This window comes from Pseudomonas sp. NPDC089752 (assembly GCF_044748725.1).
In the GTDB taxonomy this organism is placed as follows: domain Bacteria; phylum Pseudomonadota; class Gammaproteobacteria; order Pseudomonadales; family Pseudomonadaceae; genus Aquipseudomonas.
In genome coordinates this window covers 1-23,149 of the sequence record NZ_JBIVGP010000021.1, presented here as the reverse complement: position 1 = coordinate 23,149, position 23,149 = coordinate 1, and the positions used below count along the sequence as shown (strand labels likewise).

General features: G+C 61.9%; 20 protein-coding genes and 2 pseudogenes. 14 read left to right on the top strand and 8 right to left on the bottom strand.

Annotated features, from left to right (window positions below; all coding sequences use genetic code 11):
- The first annotated feature begins 25 nt into the window (after window positions 1–25).
- Window positions 26–853, top strand: a complete 828-nt coding sequence (gene phnX / locus ACIPZF_RS24465; RefSeq protein ID WP_400804228.1) for a phosphonoacetaldehyde hydrolase — start codon at window positions 26–28, stop codon at window positions 851–853.
- 47 nt (window positions 854–900) lie between these two features.
- Here phnX and ACIPZF_RS24460 read toward each other — a convergent pair whose 3' ends face one another.
- The gene (locus tag ACIPZF_RS24460; RefSeq protein WP_400804227.1) at window positions 901–1,461 is read right to left on the bottom strand and encodes an NADPH-dependent FMN reductase; all 561 of its coding nucleotides are present in this window, start codon (window positions 1,459–1,461) and stop codon (window positions 901–903) included.
- Window positions 1,462–1,619: 158 nt separating this feature from the next.
- Between ACIPZF_RS24460 and ACIPZF_RS24455 the strand changes: the two genes are divergently transcribed.
- The gene (locus tag ACIPZF_RS24455) at window positions 1,620–1,838 is read left to right on the top strand and encodes a hypothetical protein (protein WP_400804224.1); all 219 of its coding nucleotides are present in this window, start codon (window positions 1,620–1,622) and stop codon (window positions 1,836–1,838) included.
- On the opposite strand, the gene ACIPZF_RS24450 is transcribed toward ACIPZF_RS24455, so the two are convergent.
- The 4 genes from ACIPZF_RS24450 to ACIPZF_RS24435 all read right to left on the bottom strand — a co-directional run bounded on the left by ACIPZF_RS24450 (window position 1,822) and on the right by ACIPZF_RS24435 (window position 6,286).
- Window positions 1,822–4,071 (bottom strand): Orn/Lys/Arg decarboxylase N-terminal domain-containing protein, encoded by a 2,250-nt coding sequence (locus ACIPZF_RS24450; RefSeq protein WP_400804290.1) that lies wholly within the window; start codon window positions 4,069–4,071, stop codon window positions 1,822–1,824. The genes ACIPZF_RS24455 and ACIPZF_RS24450 overlap by 17 nt on opposite strands.
- Window positions 4,072–4,242: 171 nt before the next feature.
- Window positions 4,243–5,001, bottom strand: coding sequence for a DNA polymerase III subunit epsilon (gene dnaQ, locus ACIPZF_RS24445; RefSeq protein WP_400804222.1), 759 nt, complete (start codon window positions 4,999–5,001; stop codon window positions 4,243–4,245).
- Between the two features lie 51 nt (window positions 5,002–5,052).
- Window positions 5,053–5,499 (bottom strand): ribonuclease HI, encoded by a 447-nt coding sequence (gene rnhA / locus ACIPZF_RS24440; RefSeq protein WP_012315304.1) that lies wholly within the window; start codon window positions 5,497–5,499, stop codon window positions 5,053–5,055.
- 13 nt (window positions 5,500–5,512) lie between these two features.
- Window positions 5,513–6,286, bottom strand: coding sequence for a class I SAM-dependent methyltransferase (locus tag ACIPZF_RS24435; protein WP_400804219.1), 774 nt, complete (start codon window positions 6,284–6,286; stop codon window positions 5,513–5,515).
- A gap of 85 nt (window positions 6,287–6,371) precedes the next feature.
- On the opposite strand from ACIPZF_RS24435, the gene gloB reads away from it, so the two are divergent.
- The 10 genes and pseudogenes from gloB to ACIPZF_RS24385 all read left to right on the top strand — a co-directional run.
- Window positions 6,372–7,151 (top strand): hydroxyacylglutathione hydrolase, encoded by a 780-nt coding sequence (gloB, locus tag ACIPZF_RS24430; RefSeq protein WP_400804216.1) that lies wholly within the window; start codon window positions 6,372–6,374, stop codon window positions 7,149–7,151.
- Between the two features lie 100 nt (window positions 7,152–7,251).
- On the top strand, window positions 7,252–8,682 hold the full coding sequence (locus tag ACIPZF_RS24425; protein WP_400804214.1) for a transglycosylase SLT domain-containing protein: 1,431 nt from the start codon (window positions 7,252–7,254) through the stop codon (window positions 8,680–8,682).
- A gap of 224 nt (window positions 8,683–8,906) precedes the next feature.
- Entirely contained in the window at window positions 8,907–10,736 is a 1,830-nt protein-coding gene (locus ACIPZF_RS24420; RefSeq protein WP_400804212.1) for an extracellular solute-binding protein, read from the top strand.
- The gene (locus ACIPZF_RS24415; protein WP_400804210.1) at window positions 10,733–12,568 is read left to right on the top strand and encodes an extracellular solute-binding protein; all 1,836 of its coding nucleotides are present in this window, start codon (window positions 10,733–10,735) and stop codon (window positions 12,566–12,568) included. The genes ACIPZF_RS24420 and ACIPZF_RS24415 overlap by 4 nt, the downstream gene beginning before the upstream one ends.
- 1 nt (window position 12,569) lies before the next feature.
- Window positions 12,570–13,643, top strand: coding sequence for a microcin C ABC transporter permease YejB (locus ACIPZF_RS24410; RefSeq protein WP_400804207.1), 1,074 nt, complete (start codon window positions 12,570–12,572; stop codon window positions 13,641–13,643).
- Window position 13,644: 1 nt separating this feature from the next.
- Entirely contained in the window at window positions 13,645–14,664 is a 1,020-nt protein-coding gene (locus ACIPZF_RS24405) for an ABC transporter permease (protein WP_400804205.1), read from the top strand.
- 1 nt (window position 14,665) lies between these two features.
- Window positions 14,666–16,276 carry an ABC transporter ATP-binding protein gene (locus ACIPZF_RS24400; RefSeq protein ID WP_400804202.1) on the top strand — a complete coding sequence of 537 codons (1,611 nt, stop codon included), beginning with the start codon at window positions 14,666–14,668 and terminating at the stop codon, window positions 16,274–16,276.
- A 760-nt stretch (window positions 16,277–17,036) separates the two neighbouring features.
- Window positions 17,037–17,279 (top strand): annotated as a pseudogene (locus ACIPZF_RS24395) (hypothetical protein).
- Between the two features lie 81 nt (window positions 17,280–17,360).
- Window positions 17,361–17,627: a DUF3077 domain-containing protein gene (locus tag ACIPZF_RS24390; RefSeq protein WP_400804200.1), complete on the top strand. Its 267-nt coding sequence runs from the start codon at window positions 17,361–17,363 to the stop codon at window positions 17,625–17,627.
- Between the two features lie 50 nt (window positions 17,628–17,677).
- Window positions 17,678–17,905, top strand: a pseudogene (locus tag ACIPZF_RS24385) (excisionase family DNA-binding protein); the annotation flags it as partial.
- A gap of 59 nt (window positions 17,906–17,964) precedes the next feature.
- Here the strand turns inward: ACIPZF_RS24385 and ACIPZF_RS24380 are convergent.
- The 3 genes from ACIPZF_RS24380 to ACIPZF_RS24370 form a co-directional block, all read right to left on the bottom strand.
- Window positions 17,965–18,681: an SDR family NAD(P)-dependent oxidoreductase gene (locus tag ACIPZF_RS24380; RefSeq protein ID WP_400804197.1), complete on the bottom strand. Its 717-nt coding sequence runs from the start codon at window positions 18,679–18,681 to the stop codon at window positions 17,965–17,967.
- Window positions 18,682–18,750: 69 nt separating this feature from the next.
- On the bottom strand, window positions 18,751–20,943 hold the full coding sequence (locus tag ACIPZF_RS24375) for a TonB-dependent receptor (protein ID WP_400804195.1): 2,193 nt from the start codon (window positions 20,941–20,943) through the stop codon (window positions 18,751–18,753).
- A 317-nt stretch (window positions 20,944–21,260) separates the two neighbouring features.
- Window positions 21,261–21,656 carry a GFA family protein gene (locus ACIPZF_RS24370; RefSeq protein WP_400804194.1) on the bottom strand — a complete coding sequence of 132 codons (396 nt, stop codon included), beginning with the start codon at window positions 21,654–21,656 and terminating at the stop codon, window positions 21,261–21,263.
- Window positions 21,657–21,875: 219 nt separating this feature from the next.
- Between ACIPZF_RS24370 and ACIPZF_RS24365 the strand changes: the two genes are divergently transcribed.
- Together ACIPZF_RS24365 and ACIPZF_RS24360 are read left to right on the top strand one after the other, a co-directional pair.
- Complete coding sequence (locus ACIPZF_RS24365) at window positions 21,876–22,835, top strand: hypothetical protein (RefSeq protein WP_400804191.1); 960 nt, start codon at window positions 21,876–21,878, stop codon at window positions 22,833–22,835.
- The coding region (locus ACIPZF_RS24360) for a toxin VasX (RefSeq protein WP_400804189.1) at window positions 22,832–23,149 on the top strand (318 nt) is incomplete at its 3' end. The genes ACIPZF_RS24365 and ACIPZF_RS24360, both read left to right, overlap by 4 nt.

Sequence of the window (23,149 nt, the reverse complement as noted above, 5' to 3'; positions counted from 1 at the left end):
CACCCGAATCCAGGAATTAGCGCACATGAACTACAGCAACCCTACCCAGCTGCAAGCCGCCATTCTCGACTGGGCCGGCACCGTGGTCGATTTCGGCTCGTTCGCCCCAACTCAGATTTTCGTCGAGGCCTTCGCCGAATTCGACGTCCAGGTTTCCATCGAAGAAGCTCGTGGCCCGATGGGCATGGGCAAGTGGGACCACATCCGCACCCTGTGCGACGTGCCGGACATCGCCGAACGCTACCGCAAGGTGTTCGGCCGCACCCCGACCGACGACGACGTCACTGCCATTTACAACCGCTTCATGCCGCTGCAGATCGAGAAGATCGCCGTGCACTCGGCGCTGATCCCCGGCGCCCTGGACACGCTCACCGGCCTGCGTCAGGACGGGTTGAAAATTGGCTCGTGCTCGGGTTATCCGAAGGTGGTGATGGACAAGGTCGTGGAGCTGGCCGCACAGAACGGCTACGTGGCCGACCATGTGGTGGCCACCGACGAGACCCCGAACGGCCGCCCGTGGCCTGCCCAGGCACTGGCCAACGTGATCGCGCTGGGCATCGATGATGTGGCCGCCTGCGTCAAGGTCGACGATACGGTGCCGGGCATCCTCGAAGGCCGCCGTGCCGGGATGTGGACCGTGGCCCTGGTGTGCTCAGGCAACGCCCTGGGCCTGACGTGGGAAGGTTACCAAGCGCTCGGCGCCGAGAAGCTGGAGAGCGAACGCAAGCGCATCCACGCGATGTTCGAAAGCTCGCGTCCGCACTACCTGATCGACACCATCAACGATCTGCCGGAGGTGATTGCCGATATCAACCGGCGCCTGGCCAAGGGTGAGATGCCGCAGGCCTTCTGACAGGATCGTGCAGGTGCCATCGCCAGCGGACCGGCGATGGCACCGACTCACACGGCCCGGTTCAGCTTCACCCAGGAGGCGAACTTGTCGATGAAGCCTTGCAGAAATGGCCGGGTCTTGTCGCTGAGCTTGCCACCTTCGTCGAACAGGCTTGCCGCCCCGCCAAGGTACGCCTCCGGCATCTGCATGCACGGCATGTCCAGAAACACCAGCGACTGGCGGACCGCATGATTGGCACCAAAGCCACCGATAGCACCGGGCGACACGCTGGCCACCGCCGTCGGTTTGCCACTCCAGGCACTTTGGCCATAAGGTCGCGACCCTACGTCAATGGCGTTTTTCAGGCAGCCCGGCACCGAACGGTTATATTCCGGCGTAACGAACAGCACTGCATCGCTGCGCCGGATCTCATCGCGAAAGCGCTTCCAGGCCTGGGGCACGCCTTCGGCCTCGACATCTTCGTTGTACAACGGCAAATCGCCGATCTCGACAATCTTCAGGTCAAGGCTGGACGGCGCCAGCTCCGCAAGGGCGCGGGCTACCTTGCGGTTATAGGACTCCTTGCGCAAGCTGCCGACGACGACCGCTACCGAATACACCTGGCTCATGGCGATTTCCATCCTTTGCTGGGAAAAGAGACTGAATAGTTATAGATGACCGTTCCTCGGCGCCGTGGTTTTTTTTCCCTCGGGCGGAAAACTTCCCGGTACATTTGGCGGTCTATCCACTCAGACATTTCCTACGCAATTCAGAGGTTTTCACCTAAATGGCAGCAGTAATGGTCGGCCAATTCCACGCCCGTGACGCCGAAGGCCGTATCTATCCCGTTCACGAATTCCAGGAATCCACCCTGCAGACCGACGGCAGCACCCTGGGCGCGCCCATCACCACCTACCGCCTGGCCATTGGTGACCGAGTCAACCACTTGGGTGAAGACCGTTTCGAACTGGTGCAGAGCGGCGTCGAGATCATTCGCATTCCTTGACGCAGTCCACCGTGTAAGTGCCGGTTTCATTCTGCAGGCCATGCACGTCCGCGACGAAGCCCGGGAAGCCACTGTTGAAGGCACGGGCGAAGGCCAGGTAGTCGAGGATCGAGCGGGTCGCCTCGGTGAATCGCTCGCCCGGCATGATCAGCGGTATGCCTGGTGGGTACGGCACCAGCATCACTGCCGCAACACGGCCAAGCAATGCCTCGATCGGTACCGCTTCCACCTCCCCCCGCACCATCTGGTCGTAGGCCCGCGCCGGGCTCAATGCCACTTCCGGTAAGCGGCTGAATAGCTTTTTCAGCTGCTTGGCCGTGGCATTGACGCGATAGCAGTCATGCAACTGATCACACAAATCGCGCAAGCCCAGGCCCTGATAGCGCACCCTATCGACGGAAACGATGCTGGGCAGGCACAGACTCAGCGCGGTATTACCCTCGTAATGGCGCTTGAACTCCAGCAGTTCGGTCAACAGCGTGCTCCACTTGCCCTTGGTGATGCCCATGGAAAACAGCACCAGGAAGCTATACAGCCCGGTTTTTTCCACCACCAACCCGCGCTCCCACAGAAATTTGCTGACCACCGCCGCCGGAATGCCATGCTCGCCCAGCAACCCTTCAGCACTGAGCCCTGGCATGACCAACGTGACCTTGAGCGGGTCCAGCAGCACGTAATCGTCGGCCACATCGCCAAAACCATGCCACTGCGCTCCCGGTTGCAGCAGCCAGTCCTGTGCGGCCAGCCGATGGATGCCCTCGGCCGCTGGCGGCTGCCAGATGCTGAACCACCAATCGTCTGCGGCGATGTGTTCGCGAAGGTTGGCCAGGGCGCGACGAAAACTCAGCGCCTCGTCGAACATTTCCTGCAGCAATGAGCGCCCGGCCGGGCCTTCCATCATGGTCGACGCCACGTCCAGAGACGCCAGGATGCTGTACTGGGGCGACGTGGAAATATGCATCATGAACGCTTCATTGAAGCGGTCACGGTCCAGTTGTCGCTGCGCACCGTCCTGTACATGGATCATCGACGCCTGGCTGAAGGCCGCCAGCAGCTTGTGCGTGGAATGGGTGCTGAACACCAGCGGGCTGTCTTCGCTGCACGCCGTACCCATCGCGTAGCGGCCAGTGAAGAACTCATGAAATGCCGCATAGGCAAACCAGGCTTCGTCGAAATGCAGCACCTCGGCGCTGCCGCCCAGGGCCTGTTTGATCAGCCCGGCGTGGTAGCACAGGCCGTCGTAGGTAGAGTTGGTCACCACCGCCAGCTTGATGCGCGGCTCGCGCCCCTTGGCCAGAGGGTTCGCTTGGATTTTCGCCTGGATCGACGCGGGGCTGAATTCGCTGAGCGGAATCGGCCCGATGATGCCCAGTTCGTTGCGCTCCGGGCACAGATAGATGGGAATGGCGCCCGTCATGATGATCGCGTGCACCACAGACTTGTGACAGTTGCGGTCCACCAGCACCAGATCGTCGCGCCCGACCATGGCATGCCAGACGATCTTGTTGGCGGTGGAGGTGCCGTTGATGACAAAGAACGTATGGTCGGCGCCGAAGTTGCGCGCAGCGCGTTCTTCAGCCTCGGCCAAAGGGCCAGTGTGGTCGAGCAGCGAGCCTAGCTCCGGCACCGAAACCGACAAGTCCGAACGCAGGGTGTTTTCGCCAAAAAACTGATGGAAAGCCTGGCCCACCGGGCTTTTGCGGTAAGCCACACCGCCGCCATGGCCGGGCGTGTGCCAGGAATAGTTGGACTGCGCCGTATGCTGCACCAGGGCTTTGAAGAACGGCGGCAGCAGGCCATCAAGGTAACTGTGCGCAGCTCGCGCCACCTGACGGGCCAGGAACGGGACCGTGTCTTCAAAAAGATAGAGAATGCCGCGCAGCTGGTTGAGCTCGCTCATGGCCTCGGCCGGGGCATTTTCCAGGGTAACCTGCTCGCCCAGGGCGAAGATCGGCAGGTTCGGCGCACGCTGGCGGGCCAGGCGAATCAGCTCGGCCATGTTCTGCAGCAGGTGAGTGTTTTCACCGATGCCTTCGGCGGCGATCAGCATGCAGGCCAGGCCGTGGTGGGTGGCGGCGACCAGGCGTGCCTCGGCATTGTCCGCAGCGGCGAGGATGGCGAAGCCGTCCTGACGCAACTCCTCGGCAATCCCGCGCACGCGCTCGCCGGCGACGCTGTCGGCCTTGATGGCGCGGTGGACGATGAGGATAGGGAACTTGAGGTCCTTGTACATCAGGCGGCTACCTCCGCAGGACAGATCGTCACTCTCAGGGTAGTTGAGCTTGATGTTGTCAGTGCCGGCCTCTTCGCGGGGCAAGCCCGCTCCCACAGGGCCAGGTTCAGTGTTGAAGCTGCCGCTGTGGGAGCGGGCTTGCCCCGCGAAGAGGCCGGCACTAACTATGAATTAACCGGCAGGCGCCTCGGTCAAGGCCTGCCACATCGAAGGCCCGCCGGCGGATTTGGCGATGGCCGCCAAGCGCTCGGCGTGCGCTTCCAGCTCCTCGGCACTGGCCATGATCACCCGCCCCGGTGCACGCCCGGTAATCCGCCGGATCTCACTGCCCCCCGTGCCCTGCCCATCAGCCTCACTGTCTTGCCCATGCCCGGCCAGCGACAGGGTGGTCTGGCCACCGGTCATCGCCAAATAGACGTCGGCCAGCAATTCCGAGTCGAGCAAGGCGCCGTGCAGGTCACGGCCGGAGTTGTCGATGTCGTAGCGTTTGCACAACGCATCGAGGCTGTTGCGTTGCCCCGGGTGGCGGGCACGGGCAAGCAGCAGGGTATCGAGGATGGTGCAGTGCTGCGAGAGGTCGGCGCGGTCACCCTGGCCCAGCAGGGCGAATTCGTTGTTGAGGAAACCAACGTCGAACGCCGCGTTATGGATGACCAGCGTGGCGCCCTGGATGAATTCGAAGAATTCCTCGGCCACATCGGCGAAGCGCGGCTTGCCGACCAGGAACGCATCGGTGATGCCGTGGACGTTGATCGCGCCCTCGTCACTCTCGCGGTCAGGCTGCAGATAAACGTGGTAGTGCCGCCCGGTCAGGCGCCGGCCAATGACCTCGACGCAGCCGATCTCGATGATCCGATGGCCTTCGCTGACTGGCATGCCCGTGGTTTCGGTATCGAGAATGACAAAACGCTTATCTTGCTGCTGCTCCACGCGGGGCGCTCCAACTTGCATCAGTTACAAAGCCGGGGATTGTACCCCAGCTCAGCGCTTGGCGCGCACCTCGTCGACGCCACGGTTGGCCAGTTGGTCGGCGCGCTCGTTGCCGGGGTGGCCGATGTGCCCGCGCACCCACTTCCAGGTGACCTTGTGGCGGTTGACCTGCTCGTCCAGCTGCTGCCACAGGTCGGCGTTCTTCACCGGTTCTTTCGCGGCGGTCTTCCAGCCGCGTTTCTTCCAGTTGACCATCCACTCGTTGATGCCCTTCATCACGTACTGCGAGTCGGTGGTCAGCACCACCTCGCATTCGCGTTTGAGCGCCATCAAGCCCTGGATCGCCGCCATCAATTCCATGCGGTTGTTGGTGGTTTCGCGCTCGCCGCCCCACAGTTCCTTTTCCACGCCCTTGTAGATCAACAGGACGCCCCAGCCGCCTGGGCCGGGATTGCCCTTGCAGGCACCATCGGTATACAGCTCGACGCTATCGCTCATGTACCACTCATGTTCAGTGCTTGTCGGTATCCGGGCTGGCCGCCGTGCGGTTGACCTTGGCCAGTGGCAGCGGCAGCAGCTTGCCCATTGGCTCGCGGCGCTCCTGGCGCAGCGGCCTCAAGCCGACCACCATCTTGCGCGCCACCAGCAGATAGACGCCGCCACCAGAGCTCTGCCAGCCGCCGGCCACCCGTTCCCAGCCCGCCAGGCGTTGTTGCCAGGCCGGCGAGGCAAGCGGCGGACGATAGCACCCGAAGCGGCGTTTCTCCAGCGCAAAGCCCAGCAGGTTGAGCCAGTCGCCGACCCGTGACGGCGAGATGCAACGGGCCTTGCGCAGCGCGCCGTGGCTGAAGAAGTGGCGCATGCCCCAACTGCTCCAGGGGTTGATGCCGACGATCAGCAGGTGCCCGCCCGGGCGCACCGCGCTGGCCGCCTCGCGCAGCAGGCCATGGGGTGACAGGCTGAAGTCCAGGCCGTGCTGCAGCACCACCACATCGGCGGCGTGCTCGCTCAAGGGCCAGGCCTGCTCTTCGCAGACGATCTCCACGCCCGGCAGCGGCGCGCCCAGGCGCACGTTGCGTTGCACCTGCGGCGCGCTGGGCGGCGCCTCGGCGCAGGGGCCGTAATGCACAAGATAACCGCCAAAGAAGCGCCCCAGCTCTTCTTCCAGCAGCTTTTCCTCTTCCTTCAGCATCAGCTGGCCGAGTGGGCCGTGGAACCACTCACGGGCCAGGCTGATCAGCTCGACCCAATCCGGGTCGGCCTGGGCAAAGGCTTGGTCGGTCATTGCGCTCTCCCTCGAAGGTTCTCGCACCGCGCCATCGCGGCTAAGATGGCCTCATGTGCCACCCTTGGCGATACGGATCCGCACCATGATACAGATCGATGCTCTCTCCGCTTTCTCCGACAACTACATCTGGTTGTTACAGGATACTGCCAAACGCCGTTGCGCGGTGGTCGATCCCGGTGATGCCGGCCCGGTGGAAGCCTGGCTGGCGGCCAACCCCGGCTGGGTGCTGGAGGATATTCTGGTGACGCACCATCACCATGACCACGTCGGCGGTGTCGAGCGCCTCAAGCAATTGACTGGCGCCCGTGTCTGCGGCCCGGCCAAGGAGCATATTCCCTCCCGTGACCTGGCTCTGGACGACAACGACAAGGTCACCGTACTGGGTGTGGAATTCCAAGTGCTGGCCGTGCCGGGGCACACATTGGGACATATCGCCTTCTTCAGCGATCAGCCAGCTACGCCTGTCCTGTTCAGTGGCGACACGCTGTTTGCCGCCGGCTGCGGGCGCATGTTCGAAGGCCAGCCGGAGCAGATGCAGCCTGCGCTCGCCCGCCTGGCAGCGCTTCCCGAGCAGACCGAAGTCTATTGCGCCCACGAATACACCTTGAGCAACCTGCGCTTCGCCAAGGCGGTGGAACCCAGCAATCCAGACGTTGTGCAACGGTTCGAAGAAGTTACCCGGTTGCGTACCGAAAATCGCATCACATTGCCATCAACCATAGCCCTGGAACGCCGGACCAACCCCTTCCTGCGCACCTCTGAAACATTAGTTAAACAAAAAGCAGACGAATGGAAGGGACATTCAAACGAGACGCAGGTCACTGTTTTTGCTGCTTTGAGGTCTTGGAAGGACACCTTCTGATAACCTCAAGATATATCGCAAGCGGTTGTCAACGGTTGACCCAGGCGGGTGCGGTTTCTAGAATCGCCGAAATATTTTGCCCGGATACCCGTCCCCGCCGATGTCTTCTCGTAGCCGCAGAACCGCTCATTCAGTCGCCCTGACGCGCCTGGCCCAAATCAGTGCGCTGGCGCTGGCCGCCACCCTGGTGGGCTGCCAGAGCACCCGTCAGGTCGACGAATCCGACAGCGTTCGCGCGCACAATTATCAGGCGCGGATCAAGCACAAACCGGCCCCGCTCGCGATCAAACCCGTCGAGCAAGCGCCACGAGATGTGTGGGAACGCATGCGCCAGGGGTTCGCCCTGCAAGACAGCATCGACGTGAACCCGCGTATCGAACAACAGCGTCTGTGGTTCGCCAGCAATCCGACGTTCATCGAAAGCGCGGGCGAACGCGGCAGCCTTTATCTGCATTACATTGTCGAGCGCCTCGAAGAACGCGACATGCCGCTGGAGCTGGCGCTGCTGCCCGCGATCGAAAGTGCCTACAACCCGATGGCATATTCGCGTGCCAGCGCTGCAGGCATGTGGCAGTTCATGCCGGCGACCGGCCGTCACTTCAACTTGCGTCAGACCAACTTCTATGACGGCCGCCGCGATGTCACCGCGTCGACCAATGCCGCTCTGGATTACCTCACCCGCCTGCACGACATGTTCAACGGTGACTGGCTGCTGGCCCTGGCGGCCTACAATGCCGGTGAAGGCACCGTTAGCCGGGCCATCGAGCGCAACGAGAAGCTCGGTCTGCCGACCGACTACTGGAACCTGCCGCTGCCGCAGGAAACCCGCGACTACGTGCCCAAGCTGTTGGCCCTGTCGCAGGTGGTTTCGACCCCCGAGGCCTACGGTGTAAACCTCAGCCCGATTGCCAACGAACCTTACTTCGAAGCGGTCGCCATCAATGACCGCCTCGACCTGTCGCGGGTCGCCGCCTTCGCCAACATCGACGAAGACGAGCTGATTCAGCTCAACCCGGCATTCAAGAAGCGCATGACCGTGGATGGCCCCAAGCAACTGCTGGTGCCGACCGCCAAGGCGCAGCTGCTGTCTGCCAGCCTGTCCAACCTCAAGCCCGAGCAACTGCTCAGCCTGCAGCCGAACAAGGCGGTGTTTGCACGCGCTGTAGCCGAGGGCAAGGCGCCGGTAGCCGCGCGCAGCTACCGCGTCAAGCGCGGCGACAACCTGAGCACCATCGCCAGGGCCAACCGGGTTTCGGTCAAGGACATCCAGCGCTGGAACAAGCTGCCGGGCAACCGCGTCAAGGCCGGCCAGGTGCTCGCGCTGCGCGGCGGCAAGGCGCCGAGTGCGGCGGGCAACCGAGTGGCTGCCTCGGGCAAACGCTCCACTCAGTACAAGGTGCGCAAAGGCGACTCGCTTTACTTGGTTGCCAAACGTTTCAACGTCGAGATGCAGCACCTCAAACGCTGGAACCCGCGCAGCGGGCATGCCCTCAAGCCTGGTCAGACCTTGACTGTCTACCTGTCGCATTGACGTGACCTCTGGGGCCGCTTCGCGCCCCATTCGCGGGGCAAGCCCGCTCCCACAGATTGCTCGCCAAGCTCAAGAAATGCGAAGTACCTGTAGGAGCGGGCTTGCCCCGCGAATGGGGCGCGAAGCGGCCCCGTACGATCCCGCCTGACACACCCTTTTTCCAACCCCGCCAAGCTGTTACTGTACCCCGACCAAAGCCCAACGCCTCTGGATCGGATGCCGACTTGATACGTCCCCTCCTGCTGTCACTCAGCCTGGCCTTGAGCTTTCCCGCAGCCGCGATGGTGAGCGAAAGCCACGGATACGCGCAGTTCGGCACGCTCAAGTACCCAGCCACATTCACCCACTTCGACTGGGTCAACCCGCAAGCGCCCAAGGGCGGTACCTTGCGGGCCATGGCATTCGGCACGTTCGACACGCTCAACCCCTACACCTTCAAGGGCACCAGCCCGGTCACCACGCCGAATTTCCTGCAGTACGGCGTCAGCGAGCTGAACGAGACGCTGATGGTCGGCACTGGCCAATACGACCCCTCGGGCGACGAACCCACGTCAAGTTACGGCCTGATCGCGCGCTCGGTGGAGTACAGCGAAGACCGCAGCTGGGTGGTGTTCAACTTGCGCCCGGAAGCGCGCTGGCATGATGGCCGGCCGATTACCTCGGCGGACGTGGCTTTTTCCTACCGCACCTTGCTCAAGGAAGGCCACCCGATCTACCGCACCAACCTGCAGGAAGTGCAGCGTGTCGACATTCTCGGCCCGCTGCGTATCCGCTTCGTCTTCAAACGCGCCGGCAACCCGCTGTTGATCCTGCGCCTGGGCGAAATGCCGGTGCTACCCAAGCACTACTGGCAAGGCCGAGATTTCCAGGCCACCACTTTCGAGCCGCCACTGGGCAGCGGCCCCTACCGGATCACCCAGGTGCAGCCAGGCCGACGCCTGATCTTCGAGCGGGTGAAGAACTACTGGGGCAAGGACCTGGCAGTCAACCGCGGCAAGTACAATTTCAAGCGCGTCGAGTTCGAGTTCTACCGTGACGCCACGGTGGCGTTCGAAGCCTTCAAGGCTGGCGAGTTCGACATCTATATCGAACACCAGGCGAAGAACTGGGCCAACGGTTACAACTTCCCGGCCGTACGCCGTGGCGAGGTGATCAAGGCGCAGATCCCGCACCGTATCCCGACCCAGACCCAGGGCCTGTTCATGAACAGCCGGCGGGCCACCTTCAGCGATGCCCGGGTGCGCCAGGCGCTGGGCCTGATGCTCGACTTCGAGTGGACCAATCGCGCCTTGTTCAGCGATGCCTACCGACGCTCGACCAGCTACTACCCCAACAGCGAATTCGCAGCAAGTGGTCTTCCCACGGGCAAGGAGTGGCTACTGCTGGCGCCGTTCCGCGACCAGTTGCCGGAAAAACTGTTCACCCATCCCTATCAGGTCAGCCACACCGACGGCCGCGGCGTCAGCCGCCAGACCCTGCGCCAGGCACTGGCCCTGCTCGGCCAGGCCGGCTGGAAGCTCGACGGCCAGCGCCTGGTGGACAAGAAAGGCCAGCAACTGCGCATGGAACTGCTGCTGGTGAACCCCAACCTCGAACGCATTCTGCAACCTTATGTCGAAAACCTGGCAAGCATCGGCATCGACGCCCATTTGCGCACCGTCGACCGCGCCCAGTACAAACAACGCCTGGACCAGTTCGACTTCGACATGATCCTGATGACCCTGAGCCAGACCCTGAGCCCCGGCCTCGAACAGTGGCTGTACTTTCATTCCAGCCAAGCCGCGACCAAGGGCAGCAAGAACTATGCTGGGGTCAAGGACCCGGTGGTCGACCACCTGCTCGACACCTTGCTCGCCGCGCGCACCCGCGACGACCAGGTCGCCGCCGCCCGCGCCCTGGACCGCGTGCTTTCATGGCAGTACTACATGATCCCCAACTGGTATCTCGACAATCACCGCCTGGCCTACCGCAACCGGTTCGGCTTCGTCACCACGCCGCCCTACACCCTCGGGCTGAACAGCTGGTGGCTCAAGACTTCGGAGAAAGCCCAATGATGCCCAGCAACCGCCTGCGCCAGCTGGCTGGCAGCCTGTTGCTCGCCTGCCTGAGCCTGCCGGCCCTGGCCGCGCCGCAACACGCGCTGACCCTCTACGACGAGCCGCCGAAGTATCCGGCCAACTTCAAGCACTTCGACTTCGTCAACCCCGACGCGCCCAAGGGCGGCACCTTCCGCCAGTCCAGTTTCGGCAGCTTCGACAGCCTCAACCCGTTCATCAACAAGGGCGTGTCGGCCGACAACCTCAGCATCATCTACGACACCTTGATGCGTCAGAGCCTGGACGAGCCTTTCACCGAATACGGCCTGGTCGCCGGCAAGATCGAAAAGGCCCCCGACAATAGCTGGGTGCGTTTTTACCTACGCCCCGAAGCGCGTTTCCACGATGGCCACCCGATGCGCGCCGAGGACGTGGTGTTCACCTTCAATGCCCTGATCAAGGACGGCGCGCCGTTGTACCGCCAGTACTACAGCGACGTCGCCGAAGTCGTGGCCGAGGACCCGCTCAAGGTGCTGTTCAAGTTCAAGCACACCAACAACCGCGAGCTGCCCTTGATTCTCGGCCAGCTGCCGGTGCTTCCAAAGCACTGGTACGAGACCCGCGAATTCACCCGTGGCAACCTCGAGCTGCCGCTGGGCAGCGGCCCGTACAAGGTCGCCGAGGTCAAGGCCGGGCGCTCGATCCGTTACGAGCGGGTCAAGGACTACTGGGCCAAGGACCTGCCGATCAACCGCGGTTTCTATAACTTCGACGCCATGACCTACGACGTCTACCGCGACAACAACGTAGCGCTGGAAGCACTGAAAGCCGGTGCCTTCGACTACGAACTGGAGATGAGCGCGAAGAACTGGGCCACCGCTTACAACACCCCTGCCGTGCGCGATGGCCGCTTGATCAAGGAAGAAATCCCCAACGGCAACCCGGTCGGGATGCAAGGTTTCATCTTCAACCTGCGCAAGCCTGTGTTTCAGGACATCCGCGTGCGCAAGGCACTGAGCCTGCTGTTCGACTTCGAATGGACCAACAAGCAGCTGTTCAACGGTGCCTACATTCGCACCGACAGCTACTTCGAGAACTCCGAAATGGCTGCCAGCGGCCTGCCCTCGCCTGCCGAGCTGAAGATTCTCGAACCGCTGCGCGGCAAGGTCCCTGAGCAAGTATTCACTGAAGCCTTCGCCAACCCGGTCAGCGATGGCAGCGGCATGATCCGCGAGCAACAGCGCCAGGCCTACAAGCTGCTGCAGGAAGCCGGCTGGAAGATCGTCGACGACAAGATGGTCGACAAGGATGGCAAGCCGGTCAGCATCGAATTCCTGCTCGCGCAAACCCAGTTCGAGCGCGTGCTGCTGCCGTTCAAGCGCAACCTCGCCGATTTGGGCATAGGCTTCGAGATCCGCCGCGTGGACGTCTCGCAATACATCAACCGCCTGCGCTCGCGTGACTTCGACATGATCGTCGGCGGTTACCCGCAATCCAATTCGCCCGGCAACGAGCAGCGCGAGTTCTGGTCCAGCGCCGCCGCCGACAACCCTGGCAGCCGCAACTTCATCGGCCTGCGCGACCCGGCCATCGATCAACTGGTGGAAGCGCTGATCAACGCCGACTCGCGCCAGAGCCTGGTCGAGCACTGCCGCGCCCTCGACCGCGTGCTGCAATGGGGCTACTACGTGGTGCCGAACTGGCACATCAAGACCAACCGCGTGGCCTACTGGAACCACATCGGCCATCCCAAGGTGTCGCCCAAGTACGACGTCGGCATCGACACCTGGTGGATCAAACCCGACGTCACGCCAGCCGTGACCGAAGCCCCCGCGCAAGAGGCCAACTGACATGCTGGCCTACATCCTGCGCCGCCTGCTGCTGATCATCCCGACCCTGTTCGGCATCCTGGTGATCAACTTCCTCATCGTCCAGGCTGCCCCCGGCGGCCCGGTCGAGCAGATGATCGCCAAGCTCGAAGGCTTCGAAGGCGCCACCAGCCGCATTGCCGGCGGCGGCGCCGAAGTGTCCGTGGCCGGCTCCAACTACCGGGGTGCGCAAGGCCTTGACCCGGCATTGATCGCCGAAATCGAGCGCATGTACGGCTTCGACAAATCGCCGCCCGAGCGCCTGTGGATCATGGTCAAGAACTACGCCCAGCTGGACTTCGGCGAAAGCTTCTTCCGCGATGCCAAGGTCATCGACCTGATCGCCGAAAAGCTGCCGGTGTCGATCTCGCTGGGGCTGTGGAGCACGCTGATCATGTACCTGGTGTCGATCCCGCTGGGGATCGCCAAAGCCGTGCGCCACGGCAGCCATTTCGATGTCTGGACCAGCTCGGCGATCATCGTCGGCTACGCCATCCCCGCGTTCCTGTTCGCCATCCTGCTGATCGTGCTGTTCGCTGGCGGCAGCTATTTCGACTGGTTCCCGCTGCGCGGCCTGACCTCGAACAACTTCGACGAGCTGTCCACCACCGGCAAGGTGCTCGATTACTTCTGGCACCTGGTGCTGCCGATTACCGCGCTGGTGATCGGCAACTTCGCCACCATGACCTTGCTGACCAAGAACAGCTTCCTCGACGAGATCAACAAGCAGTACGTGGTCACCGCCAAGGCCAAAGGCCTGAGCCGCCCGCGCGTGCTATACGGCCACGTGTTCCGCAACGCCATGCTGCTGGTGATCGCCGGCTTCCCGTCGGCGTTCATCGGCATCTTCTTCACCGGCTCCCTGCTGATCGAGGTGATCTTCTCCCTCGACGGCCTGGGCCTGATGAGCTTCGAAGCGGCGATCAACCGCGATTACCCGGTGGTGTTCGGCACCCTGTTCATCTTCACCCTGCTCGGGCTGGTGGTGAAACTGATCGGCGACCTCACCTACACCCTGGTCGATCCGCGTATCGACTTCGCCAGCCGGGAGCACTGACATGGCCTTGTCCCCTCTCAACCGACGGCGCTTCGAGCGCTTCAAGGCCAACCGGCGCGGCTGGTGGTCGCTGTGGCTGTTCCTGATTCTGTTCGGCCTGAGCCTGGGCGCCGAGCTGATCGCCAACGACAAGCCGATCGCCGTGCGCTACGACGGCGAGTGGTATTTCCCGGCCTTCAAGCGCTACCCGGAGACCACCTTCGGCGGCGAATTCCCGCTGGAAGCCAACTACAAGAGTCCCTACATCCGCGAACTGCTGGCCAACAAAGACAGCTTCGTACTGTGGGCGCCGATCCCGTTCAGCTACCAGAGCATCAACTACGACCTAAGCGTGCCCGCCCCGGCGCCACCCTCGGCGGACAACCTGCTGGGTACCGACGACCAGGGCCGCGACGTGCTGGCGCGGGTGATCTACGGTTTCCGTATTTCTGTGCTGTTCGCCCTGACGCTGACGATCCTCAGCTCCATCATCGGCGTCATTGCCGGCGCCTTGCAGGGCTTTTACGGTGGCTGGGTCGACCTAGCCGGTCAGCGCTTCCTGGAAATCTGGTCGGGCCTGCCGGTGTTGTACCTGCTGATCATCCTCGCCAGCTTCGTGCAGCCCAACTTCTGGTGGCTGCTGGGCATCATGCTGCTGTTCTCGTGGATGAGCCTGGTGGACGTGGTGCGCGCCGAGTTCCTGCGTGGGCGCAACCTCGAATACGTACGCGCCGCCCGTGCGCTGGGCATGCGTAATGGCGCGATCATGTACCGGCACATTCTGCCCAACGCGATGATCTCGACCATGACCTTCATGCCGTTCATCCTCACCGGCGCCATCGGCACCCTCACCGCCCTCGACTTCCTCGGCTTCGGCCTGCCCCCCGGCGCGCCGTCGCTGGGCGAGCTGGTCGCCCAGGGCAAGTCCAATCTGCAGGCGCCTTGGCTGGGCATCAGCGCCTTCGCCGTACTGGCGATCATGCTGAGCCTGCTGGTGTTCATCGGCGAATCCGCCCGCGATGCCTTCGACCCGAGGAAGTGAAATGAGTGAACAGAACCTGATCGAAGTGCGCGACCTGGCGGTGGAATTCGTTACCGGCGACCAGGTCAACCGCGTGGTCGACGGCATCAGCTTCGACATCCGCAAGGGCGAGACCCTGGCCCTGGTCGGCGAAAGCGGCTCGGGCAAGTCCGTCACCGCCCACTCGATCCTGCGCCTGCTGCCCTACCCGCTCGCGCGCCACCCCAGCGGCAGCATCGGCTACGAAGGCAAGGACCTGCTGCAGCAAGGCGAAAAGGCCATGCAGCGAATTCGCGGCAACCGCATTGCGATGATCTTCCAGGAGCCGATGACCTCGCTGAACCCGTTGCACTGCATCGAGAAGCAGATCAACGAGATCCTGCTGATTCACAAAGGCCTCACCGGCAAACAAGCCACGGCGCGCACGCTGGAATTGCTGGAGCTGGTCGGCATTCCCGAGCCGCGCAAACGCCTCAAGGCCCTGCCCCATGAGTTGTCCGGCGGGCAACGGCAGCGGGTGATGATCGCCATGGCGCTGGCCAACGAGCCGGAGCTGTTGATTGCCGATGAACCAACCACGGCGCTCGACGTGACCGTGCAATTGAAGATTCTCGACCTGCTCAAGGAGCTGCAGTCGCGCCTGGGCATGGCACTGCTGTTGATCAGCCATGACCTGAACCTGGTGCGGCGGATTGCGCACCGGGTGTGCGTGATGCAACGCGGCAAGATCGTCGAAGAAGCAGATTGCGCCACTTTGTTCAGCGCGCCTCAACATCACTACACGCAGATGCTGATCAATGCCGAGCCTAGTGGCGGGCCTGCACATAACCCCGTCGGCGCGCCATTGCTGGAAGTGAACGACCTGAAGGTGTGGTTCCCGATCAAGAAGGGCTTGCTGCGGCGCACGGTTGACCATGTGAAGGCGGTTGACGGCATCAACTTCAGCCTGCCGCAGGGGCAGACACTGGGGATCGTGGGTGAGTCCGGGTCGGGCAAGTCCACGCTCGGCCTGGCGATCTTGCGCTTGATCTCAAGCCAGGGCGGCATCCGCTTCCACGGGCAATCACTCGAAGGCCTGAACCAGAAAGAAGTGCGGCCGTTGCGCCGGGAAATGCAGGTGGTGTTCCAGGACCCATTCGGCAGCCTGAGCCCGCGGATGTGCGTGGCCGATATCGTTGGCGAGGGGCTGCGGATTCACAAGATCGGCACGCCTGCCGAGCAGGAAGCGGCGATTGTTGCGGCGTTGGAGGAAGTGGGATTGGACCCGCGCACTCGGCATCGATACCCGCACGAGTTCTCCGGTGGGCAGCGCCAGCGGATCGCTATTGCTCGAGCATTGGTATTGAAGCCGGCTTTGATTTTGCTGGATGAACCGACCTCAGCGCTGGACCGGACAGTACAACGGCAGGTGGTGGAGTTGCTGCGTAATCTGCAGCAGAAATACAACCTGACGTACCTGTTCATCAGCCATGACCTGGCGGTGGTCAAGGCGCTGAGCCACCAGTTGATGGTGATCAAGCACGGGCATGTGGTCGAGCAAGGCAATGCACAGATGATCTTCCACGAGCCGCAGCATCCCTACACTCGCCAGCTACTCGAAGCCGCGTTTCTGAAAGTTGAAGCTGTCCAGTGATCAACAAAGGCCCCTGTGGGAGCGGGCTTGCCCCGCGAACACGGGCGAAGCCCGTGCCATCCACCGCCTGAAAAAATCAGACTTCACCCCTTCCTTGTAGTCCATTTCCCAAAGATACTCTTGCCGCCTATTTTCCGTTGCGGCTGCTCAAGTAGCCCACTAGTCTCGGCAAGTCGCTGAACACAGCGATCGGCTTTGACAGGCCGCGACGGTACATGGTTATCAGCTCGTCTTTATGGCGGCTGTGCGTGGGGCACGCTTGCGTGCGCCGGAACTTACTATGTCCGCCGGTCTGTCAACCCACGTACAGCTGCCACCCTGGCCGTGGTGTCGGTACGGGCCTCATCGCGGATGAATCCGCTCCTACGGGCACCCCGCAATGCCCGGGAATTATGCAATTCCCGTAGGAGCGGATTCATCCGCGAACACGGGCGAAGCCCGTGCCATTCACCGCCTGAAAAAATCAGACTTCCCCCCTTCCTTGTAGTCCATTTCCCAAAGATACTCTTGCCGCCTATTTTCCGTTGCGGCTGCTCTGGCTGGGCACTAGTCTCGGCGTGTCGTTGCTCATCAGCGACACAGCTTTGACAGGCTGTGACGGTTAATCGGATGCGGTCGCTGTTATGGCGGCTGTACGTGCGGGCACGCTTGCGTGCGCCGGAGCTTTTGTCGATTTTCCGCCGGTCTGTCAACCCACGTACAGCTGCCACCCTACTGTTTGACAGCAGGCCGGTGGAGGCCCGAAAAACGGTAAATCGATATGTTAAAGATCGTCCCCGATCCACCCCACAACCGCCACTCCCTCGAAGACACCCTCATCCAGGCCACCGAGTACGCCCTGTGCGCACAGACCGTGACGTAACAGGCAATCGCACTGCAGCCCCTAACACCGGCCTCGGTCTTGATGCTGGCCTCCATGCATGAACTCGAAGCATTGCGCGTGCTGCTTGAGTCAGCGTTGATCCAGATGCAGATGCCGGCGGAGCCGCGCATGCGGCACTAGGCGTTGGCCGTGTGGTGCCTGTTTGGGCCTCATCCGCGATAGAGCCCGTACAAACGACAAAAATTTCAGGGAGATCAAGCAATGCCCACAGACACCCCAACCATCAAAACCACCGCCGGCAAAACCAAGTTCTACCAAGGCGAAAACAAACAACCCCTGTTCTGCATCGAACCGGGCATCCCCTGCCAGGAAGCCCGCGAACAAGCCTCGGAGCTGATGGGCTGCGTACGCGACCTGACCATCGCCGGCCTGATGGATGACAACCCACAACTGATCTGGGCCACCTACTACCTGAGTGCTTTGGTCAAGGCGCTGATGGATGACGCTGAATTGGGAATGAAGCATTGAGGCAGGTTCTACACCGGCATGCTACGCGTTTCGTTTATTGCGATTGTCGTCATGCAGAGCTAACCACCCTGGAAGCTGCCGACTTGCTTAACGTATCGCGCCCGCATTTGGTCAAATTACTCGACGAAGCTGTCATCCCACACACCAAGACCGGCCGCCATCGACGGGTGAAGTTCTCTGACTTGGTTGCCTACAAGGACAAACGTGGCGAGGTCAGTCGCTCCGCAATGGACGCTCTGGCTGCTCAGGCACAGGAGCTGAGGATGGGGTACGAATGAAGCACTCGCCCTTTACTGCCTTCTGCGACGCGAACCGCCGCTCAAGCTGCGTCTCTTCATCAAAACCGCTCATCAGCAATCGCCGGCATGACCAGCTCACGCACGAACGAAGCATCCGACAGACGTAACAGCGCATCGACCATGGTCACCACATCGTGCACGGGCACCCACTGACCGCCCCCACGCTGCCCAGCGTCCTGCAGCGGCGTGGACAGCGGATCATCCGTGTTCAGGTAGCCAAGGTGCAGCACGGTCACGGCCAGCTTCTGGTGCCTGAACCCTTCTCGTAGCGCATCGGCCATGCCATTGAGGGCAAACTTGGAGGCACCGAATGCCACCTCTGGGCGCCCGCTCTGTCGCAGGGCCGAGGTGGAACCGGTCAGGATGAGTTGCGGCCTGGAAGAGGTGAGCAGTTTGGGAACCAGGCGCTTGAGCAGCAGGAGTGTGGCGGTGATATTTACATCGACCAGCTTTCTGATCGACGCATCGCTATCGTCGAGAAAGCTGTACTGCTCGTTAAACGCCTGCTCTTCCCAGATGCCAACGTTGTAGATCAGCACATCCAGGTCGTCAGGCGTCTGTGACGCGATCTGTTCGACGGCGGCAACAGGCTCGCCAAGGTCTGCCTCGATCCAGCTGAGATTTATCCCTGGCACAAGCACCAGGCCCTCCGGCTGCGACCGCGACACCCCTATCAAGCGATCCCCTGGCTTGCCAAGCCCCTCGATCAGCGCACGGCCCAACCCCCTGCTGCCACCGACTACCATCGTCTTCATGCTGTCGCCTTCCTTGTGAGATGAGACGACAGCCTAGTACCTCAGGTTAACTTGAGGTCAATCCCTGAATCAGAAATCGATCGTGCCCGAGAACTTCACCAGGCGTGGGTCGCCTTGGGTCATGTAGCCGCCGTTGGCCGAGGCCCAGTAGTTCTTGTCGGTGAGGTTTTCCACGTTCACACGCAGCGTCAGGTCTTTATCCGAGACCTTCAGCTTGTAGCGCGCACCCGCGTCAAAGCGGTTCCAGGTCGGCAGGCTGAGGTTGTTGGCGGCATCGACGTACTGGCCACCGGTGCGCAGCATCCGGGCATTGAGCGCCAGGCCTGGTACGCCGGGTACATCCCAATCGACACTGGCATTGAGCTGGAACGTCGGTACGCCGATGGCGTGGTTGCCGTCGTTGGTGCCGTTCAGGGTCTTCTTCTGCTCGGACGTCATGCGGGTGCCGCCCGCCATCAGGCGCAGGCCCTCGATTGGCTCGCCGAAGACGCTCAGCTCGATACCTTTGTTGACCTGTTCGCCGTCACGGATGTAGGTCACGCCTTCGGTGTAACCATCCGAAGGCTTCTCGATGCGGAACACGGCAAGGTTTGCGCCATAGGTCTGCTTGTCGAGCTTGATGCCCGCTTCAAGTTGCTTGGTGCGGCCAGGCGGGAACATCTGACCAGCGTTCACGGTATTGGCCGGCGCGGTCGGGCCTTGAGCCAGGCCTTCGATACGGTTGGCGTACAGCGAGATGCTGTCGGTCGCCTTGAACACGATGCCGTAGACCGGTGTGGTCACGCTCTTCTCATAGGGGTCGCCATTGCGGCTGCCATCCTTGGAAGGGTTGGTGGCGCTGTTGGGTGTTGTGCCGTCGTAGAAGTAGTTCTCGACGCGTAGCTGTTGACGGCGCACGCCATAGGTCAGCAGCAGGCGGTCGTCGAAGATACCGACGGTATCGGAGATGGCGATGCTGCGGTTACGGACCTTGCCGGTTACACCCGGGTCGCCCATCTCTCCCCCTGTAAGGCTGACGTCGGTCGGCCGGGGCAGCGGAGTGGGGTTGTAGATGTTGGTATTGCCAGCTGTGGAGCGATAGAACGTGTAGGCATTTTCTGCCTGGGTCCACATGGTATTGGCGCCCACCGCGATCTGGTGGCTGAGCGGGCCGGTCTGCAGGCGGCCATTAAGGCCTGCGCTGAAGCTGGTGTTGTCTTCGCCGTGAACGATATCCGAGCCGGAGAGTGTGGCCAGGCCGCTATTGCCGACCAGCACCGGCGTGCCGTAGGTGCCGTGCTCACGGGTGTGGCGCGCACCGCCGGCCAGGTAGGCGGTCCAGCTTTCATTCAGGTCCCATTCGCCGCGGATCATGCCGAAGGTGTCTTCCGACTCGCTGTAGGTCCAGTCCTGGCCGTAGTTGCGGCTGGCATCCGGCGCGGTAGGAATTTTGGTTGCGGAGCCAGGACGCACCGAGTTGCGCAGGTGGTTGATGCGCTGCTTCTGGTAGCCGAAGTCGGTGGAGACGCGGAAATCGTCGCCACGGTAGTCCAGGCCCGCAACGAACAGCTTGGTGCGCTGATCCTGATCGTCGACCGCAGTTTCACCTTCGCGCTGGCTCAGGTTCAGCCGCGCGCCGAAGCGGTTGTCTTCGCCGAAGCGCTGGCCGATATCCAGGTGCTCGCCGATACGCCCATCAGAGCTGATGTCCTGGGTGTAGCGACGGGTCGGCTCGTCACCGGCACGCTTGGGCTGCAGGTTGACGTTGCCGCCCAGGCCAGTACCGGTCGGGCTCACGCCGTTGAGGAAGGCATTCGGCCCCTTGAACACTTCGACACGCTCCACCCCGTCGGTGGACATGATCTGACGCGGTAAAATCCCGTACAGGCCATTGAACGCAATATCGTCCCCAGCCAGCGGCAGGCCACGAATCACGAAGACCTTGGACTGGTTACCGAAACCGTACGACTCGCGCACAGACGGGTCATTGGCTAGCACATCGCCGATGTCCTCGGCCTGCTGGTCCTCGATCACCTTGGAGGTGTAGCTGGTCATGGTGAACGGGACATCCATGTTGTCCTGGTTGCCCAGCACACCCATCTGCCCGCCGCGCGCAACCTGGCCACCGGCGAAGGCCTCGGGCAGCGCGTTGCGTTGGGGTTTGACGGCGTCGGCGTTGACGTCGGTCGCCTCCAGCTGGATCGGTTCGGCTGCATGTGCCATCAAGGTTACGGAACAGCAGAGCGCCAGCAAGGCTGGGCGTGACGGAAAGCGGGACGCCATAATACGGATCCTGGACAGGGAATGGAGGTAAGCGCGAGGGCGCAAATGGTAATGCTTCCCATATCCAAACATCAACCTGCAATGAGGCTAATTGCCATCTGGCGGACAAGCGGCGTGTTTGAGCCTTCGCGGGCCTGCACGCTAGAAATTTCGGGGCACTGGGTCTTGTAGCGATGTGCTCTGTTGAGGGGAATTGCTCAACCCTGGGATACAAAATTTAAAAAATTGCGCGATCCCTGTGGGAGCGGGCTTGTCCCGCGAACACGGGCGAAGCCCGTGCCATCCAGGCCGCTCCCACATCGATTACGCTGCCTTTTTCAGGCGTCACCCGGCGCGCCAAGCATCAGCCAAGGAACGGCAGAAGCCAAATGAGCGTTCTTCTGTTCGTGGGGCTGGAATGGCGTATCAAGTGTTCCCAGCGCAATTGAAATCCAACCCGCGTATTCACCCTGCGAGCGCGACCAGAACAAGCTTGAACCGCACTGTGAACAGAACTCGCGCCTTATCGATGCTGAGGATGCAAATGCACTGAGGTAGTCAATGCCACTCACGATCCGCAACGCCTCACGCGGCACGCTGCCGTACGTGGCAAACGCAGCGCCATGGCCTTTTCGACACTGGCTGCAGTGGCAATGGGTTACCGCTTTTGGAGTGACGACCAGCTCATACTTGATGCACGAACACAGGCAACTGCCTTGCAAGACGTTTGTCACGTGACCTTCAATCCTTGAAAAAATGAGTTAAAACCGGTTCGGCTCGCTTCAAATTATCGCTGCAAGAAATCGTGACGAAACTTCCTACAACGCTTTAGGAAAGCATCAACTCCCCCGCGAATCGCTTCCTCGTTAATGTTCAGGTCCTCGCTCGCCGGTCGTCAACCACCTTGTTCTGGCTGACCGGCGCCGCCATTCATTGGTAGACAGGGACTTCTCATGCCAAACCCGTCCGATCCGGACCATGACTCCACGCCGCTTGCCCCTAGCGCGAGTGAACTGCCTGGACCCGCAGAAAACCTGTTCCTGCTCATCAACCCCATGGGTGACTGCAAAGAAGACCATCCCCTGAGCATTGCATCGCTGACCGAAGCGCTCGGTAGCGAAGCCATCGTATGTGTTACTCGCGACGATGTCGCTTTTCCGCTTTTTTGGCCAACCCTAGTCCAGTTCCCCGCTGACGACGCCACGGCGGCAGATCTACTCAGGCTTTCCCAAGCCTACGCATCTCGTGAGATGGCAGCCAGAACGCACTACGTCTGCGGCTGGCTGAGCAGTGAACAGCCCGGCGCGATCATCGGCCAGCACATCACCCAGCTGTGCCAGGCACTACGCCCTGCGGATAAAGCGACCGCGGTGCCCTGGTTCGAACCCGTGCGCGTGGCGCTGCTGCGCGCGGCAATGAAAGATGCAGGCAAGCTCCTAGGGCCCATACGGTCCTGGTTTCATCCCGAAGTCGACGGCGGGATCGCGCAGTTCAAAGGCAGCCCTTCGACGAGTGAGCTTGGCGTGCCGGAAGTCGCCAGGCAGGTTCAGCAGTTGGCCCCGCACGTTTCCCACTTTCTAACGGCATGGCGTGAGTTGAACAGGTCGGTGAAAGCCTATGCCCCCTGGCGCTGGTCAGGGCCTACCGGGCTGCCCAATGAGGCGCCAACCCACGCCTGGAACCTTATCCGCGATGCTCACCAGCATGGGCTGCGCGATTACGCGGACATCCACTGTTTGAACCTGCATAGGGTGATGCTCCACCCGCTGCTGCTTTGCCATCCAGAGATTCAGAAGGATGTCGCACAAGTAGTGGCGGGCAATCGGACACTGAAATCACGCTTCGCCGCGTATGACGACCCTGCCTGGTCGCGGATCGTCGCCGCACTGCCACAGGCAAGGAGCTATTCATGAGTATCAGCAGCGGGATCGACCTCGCCATGCGCCAGGCGATCCCTAATCCAAAGCTTACCTGCAACACCTGCCGACGCTCCGGCCTGCCCATTCTGCTGTTGCGAACCGCCTACGCGCCGCACCCGCGCAAAACCCAGTCCTACCGCCTGGCCGTCGACAGCGAAATCACTCACCTGCCCATGCGCACCGAGCAGTTGCGCACCCTGCGCCAGGGCTATGTCTACGTCCTGCTCGACCAGCAGATCTGGCAGGCCTACCAGGTCACGCCTGAAGGCGCACTGCGCCAGTTCTCACCGCTACAACCGCCGCTGTCA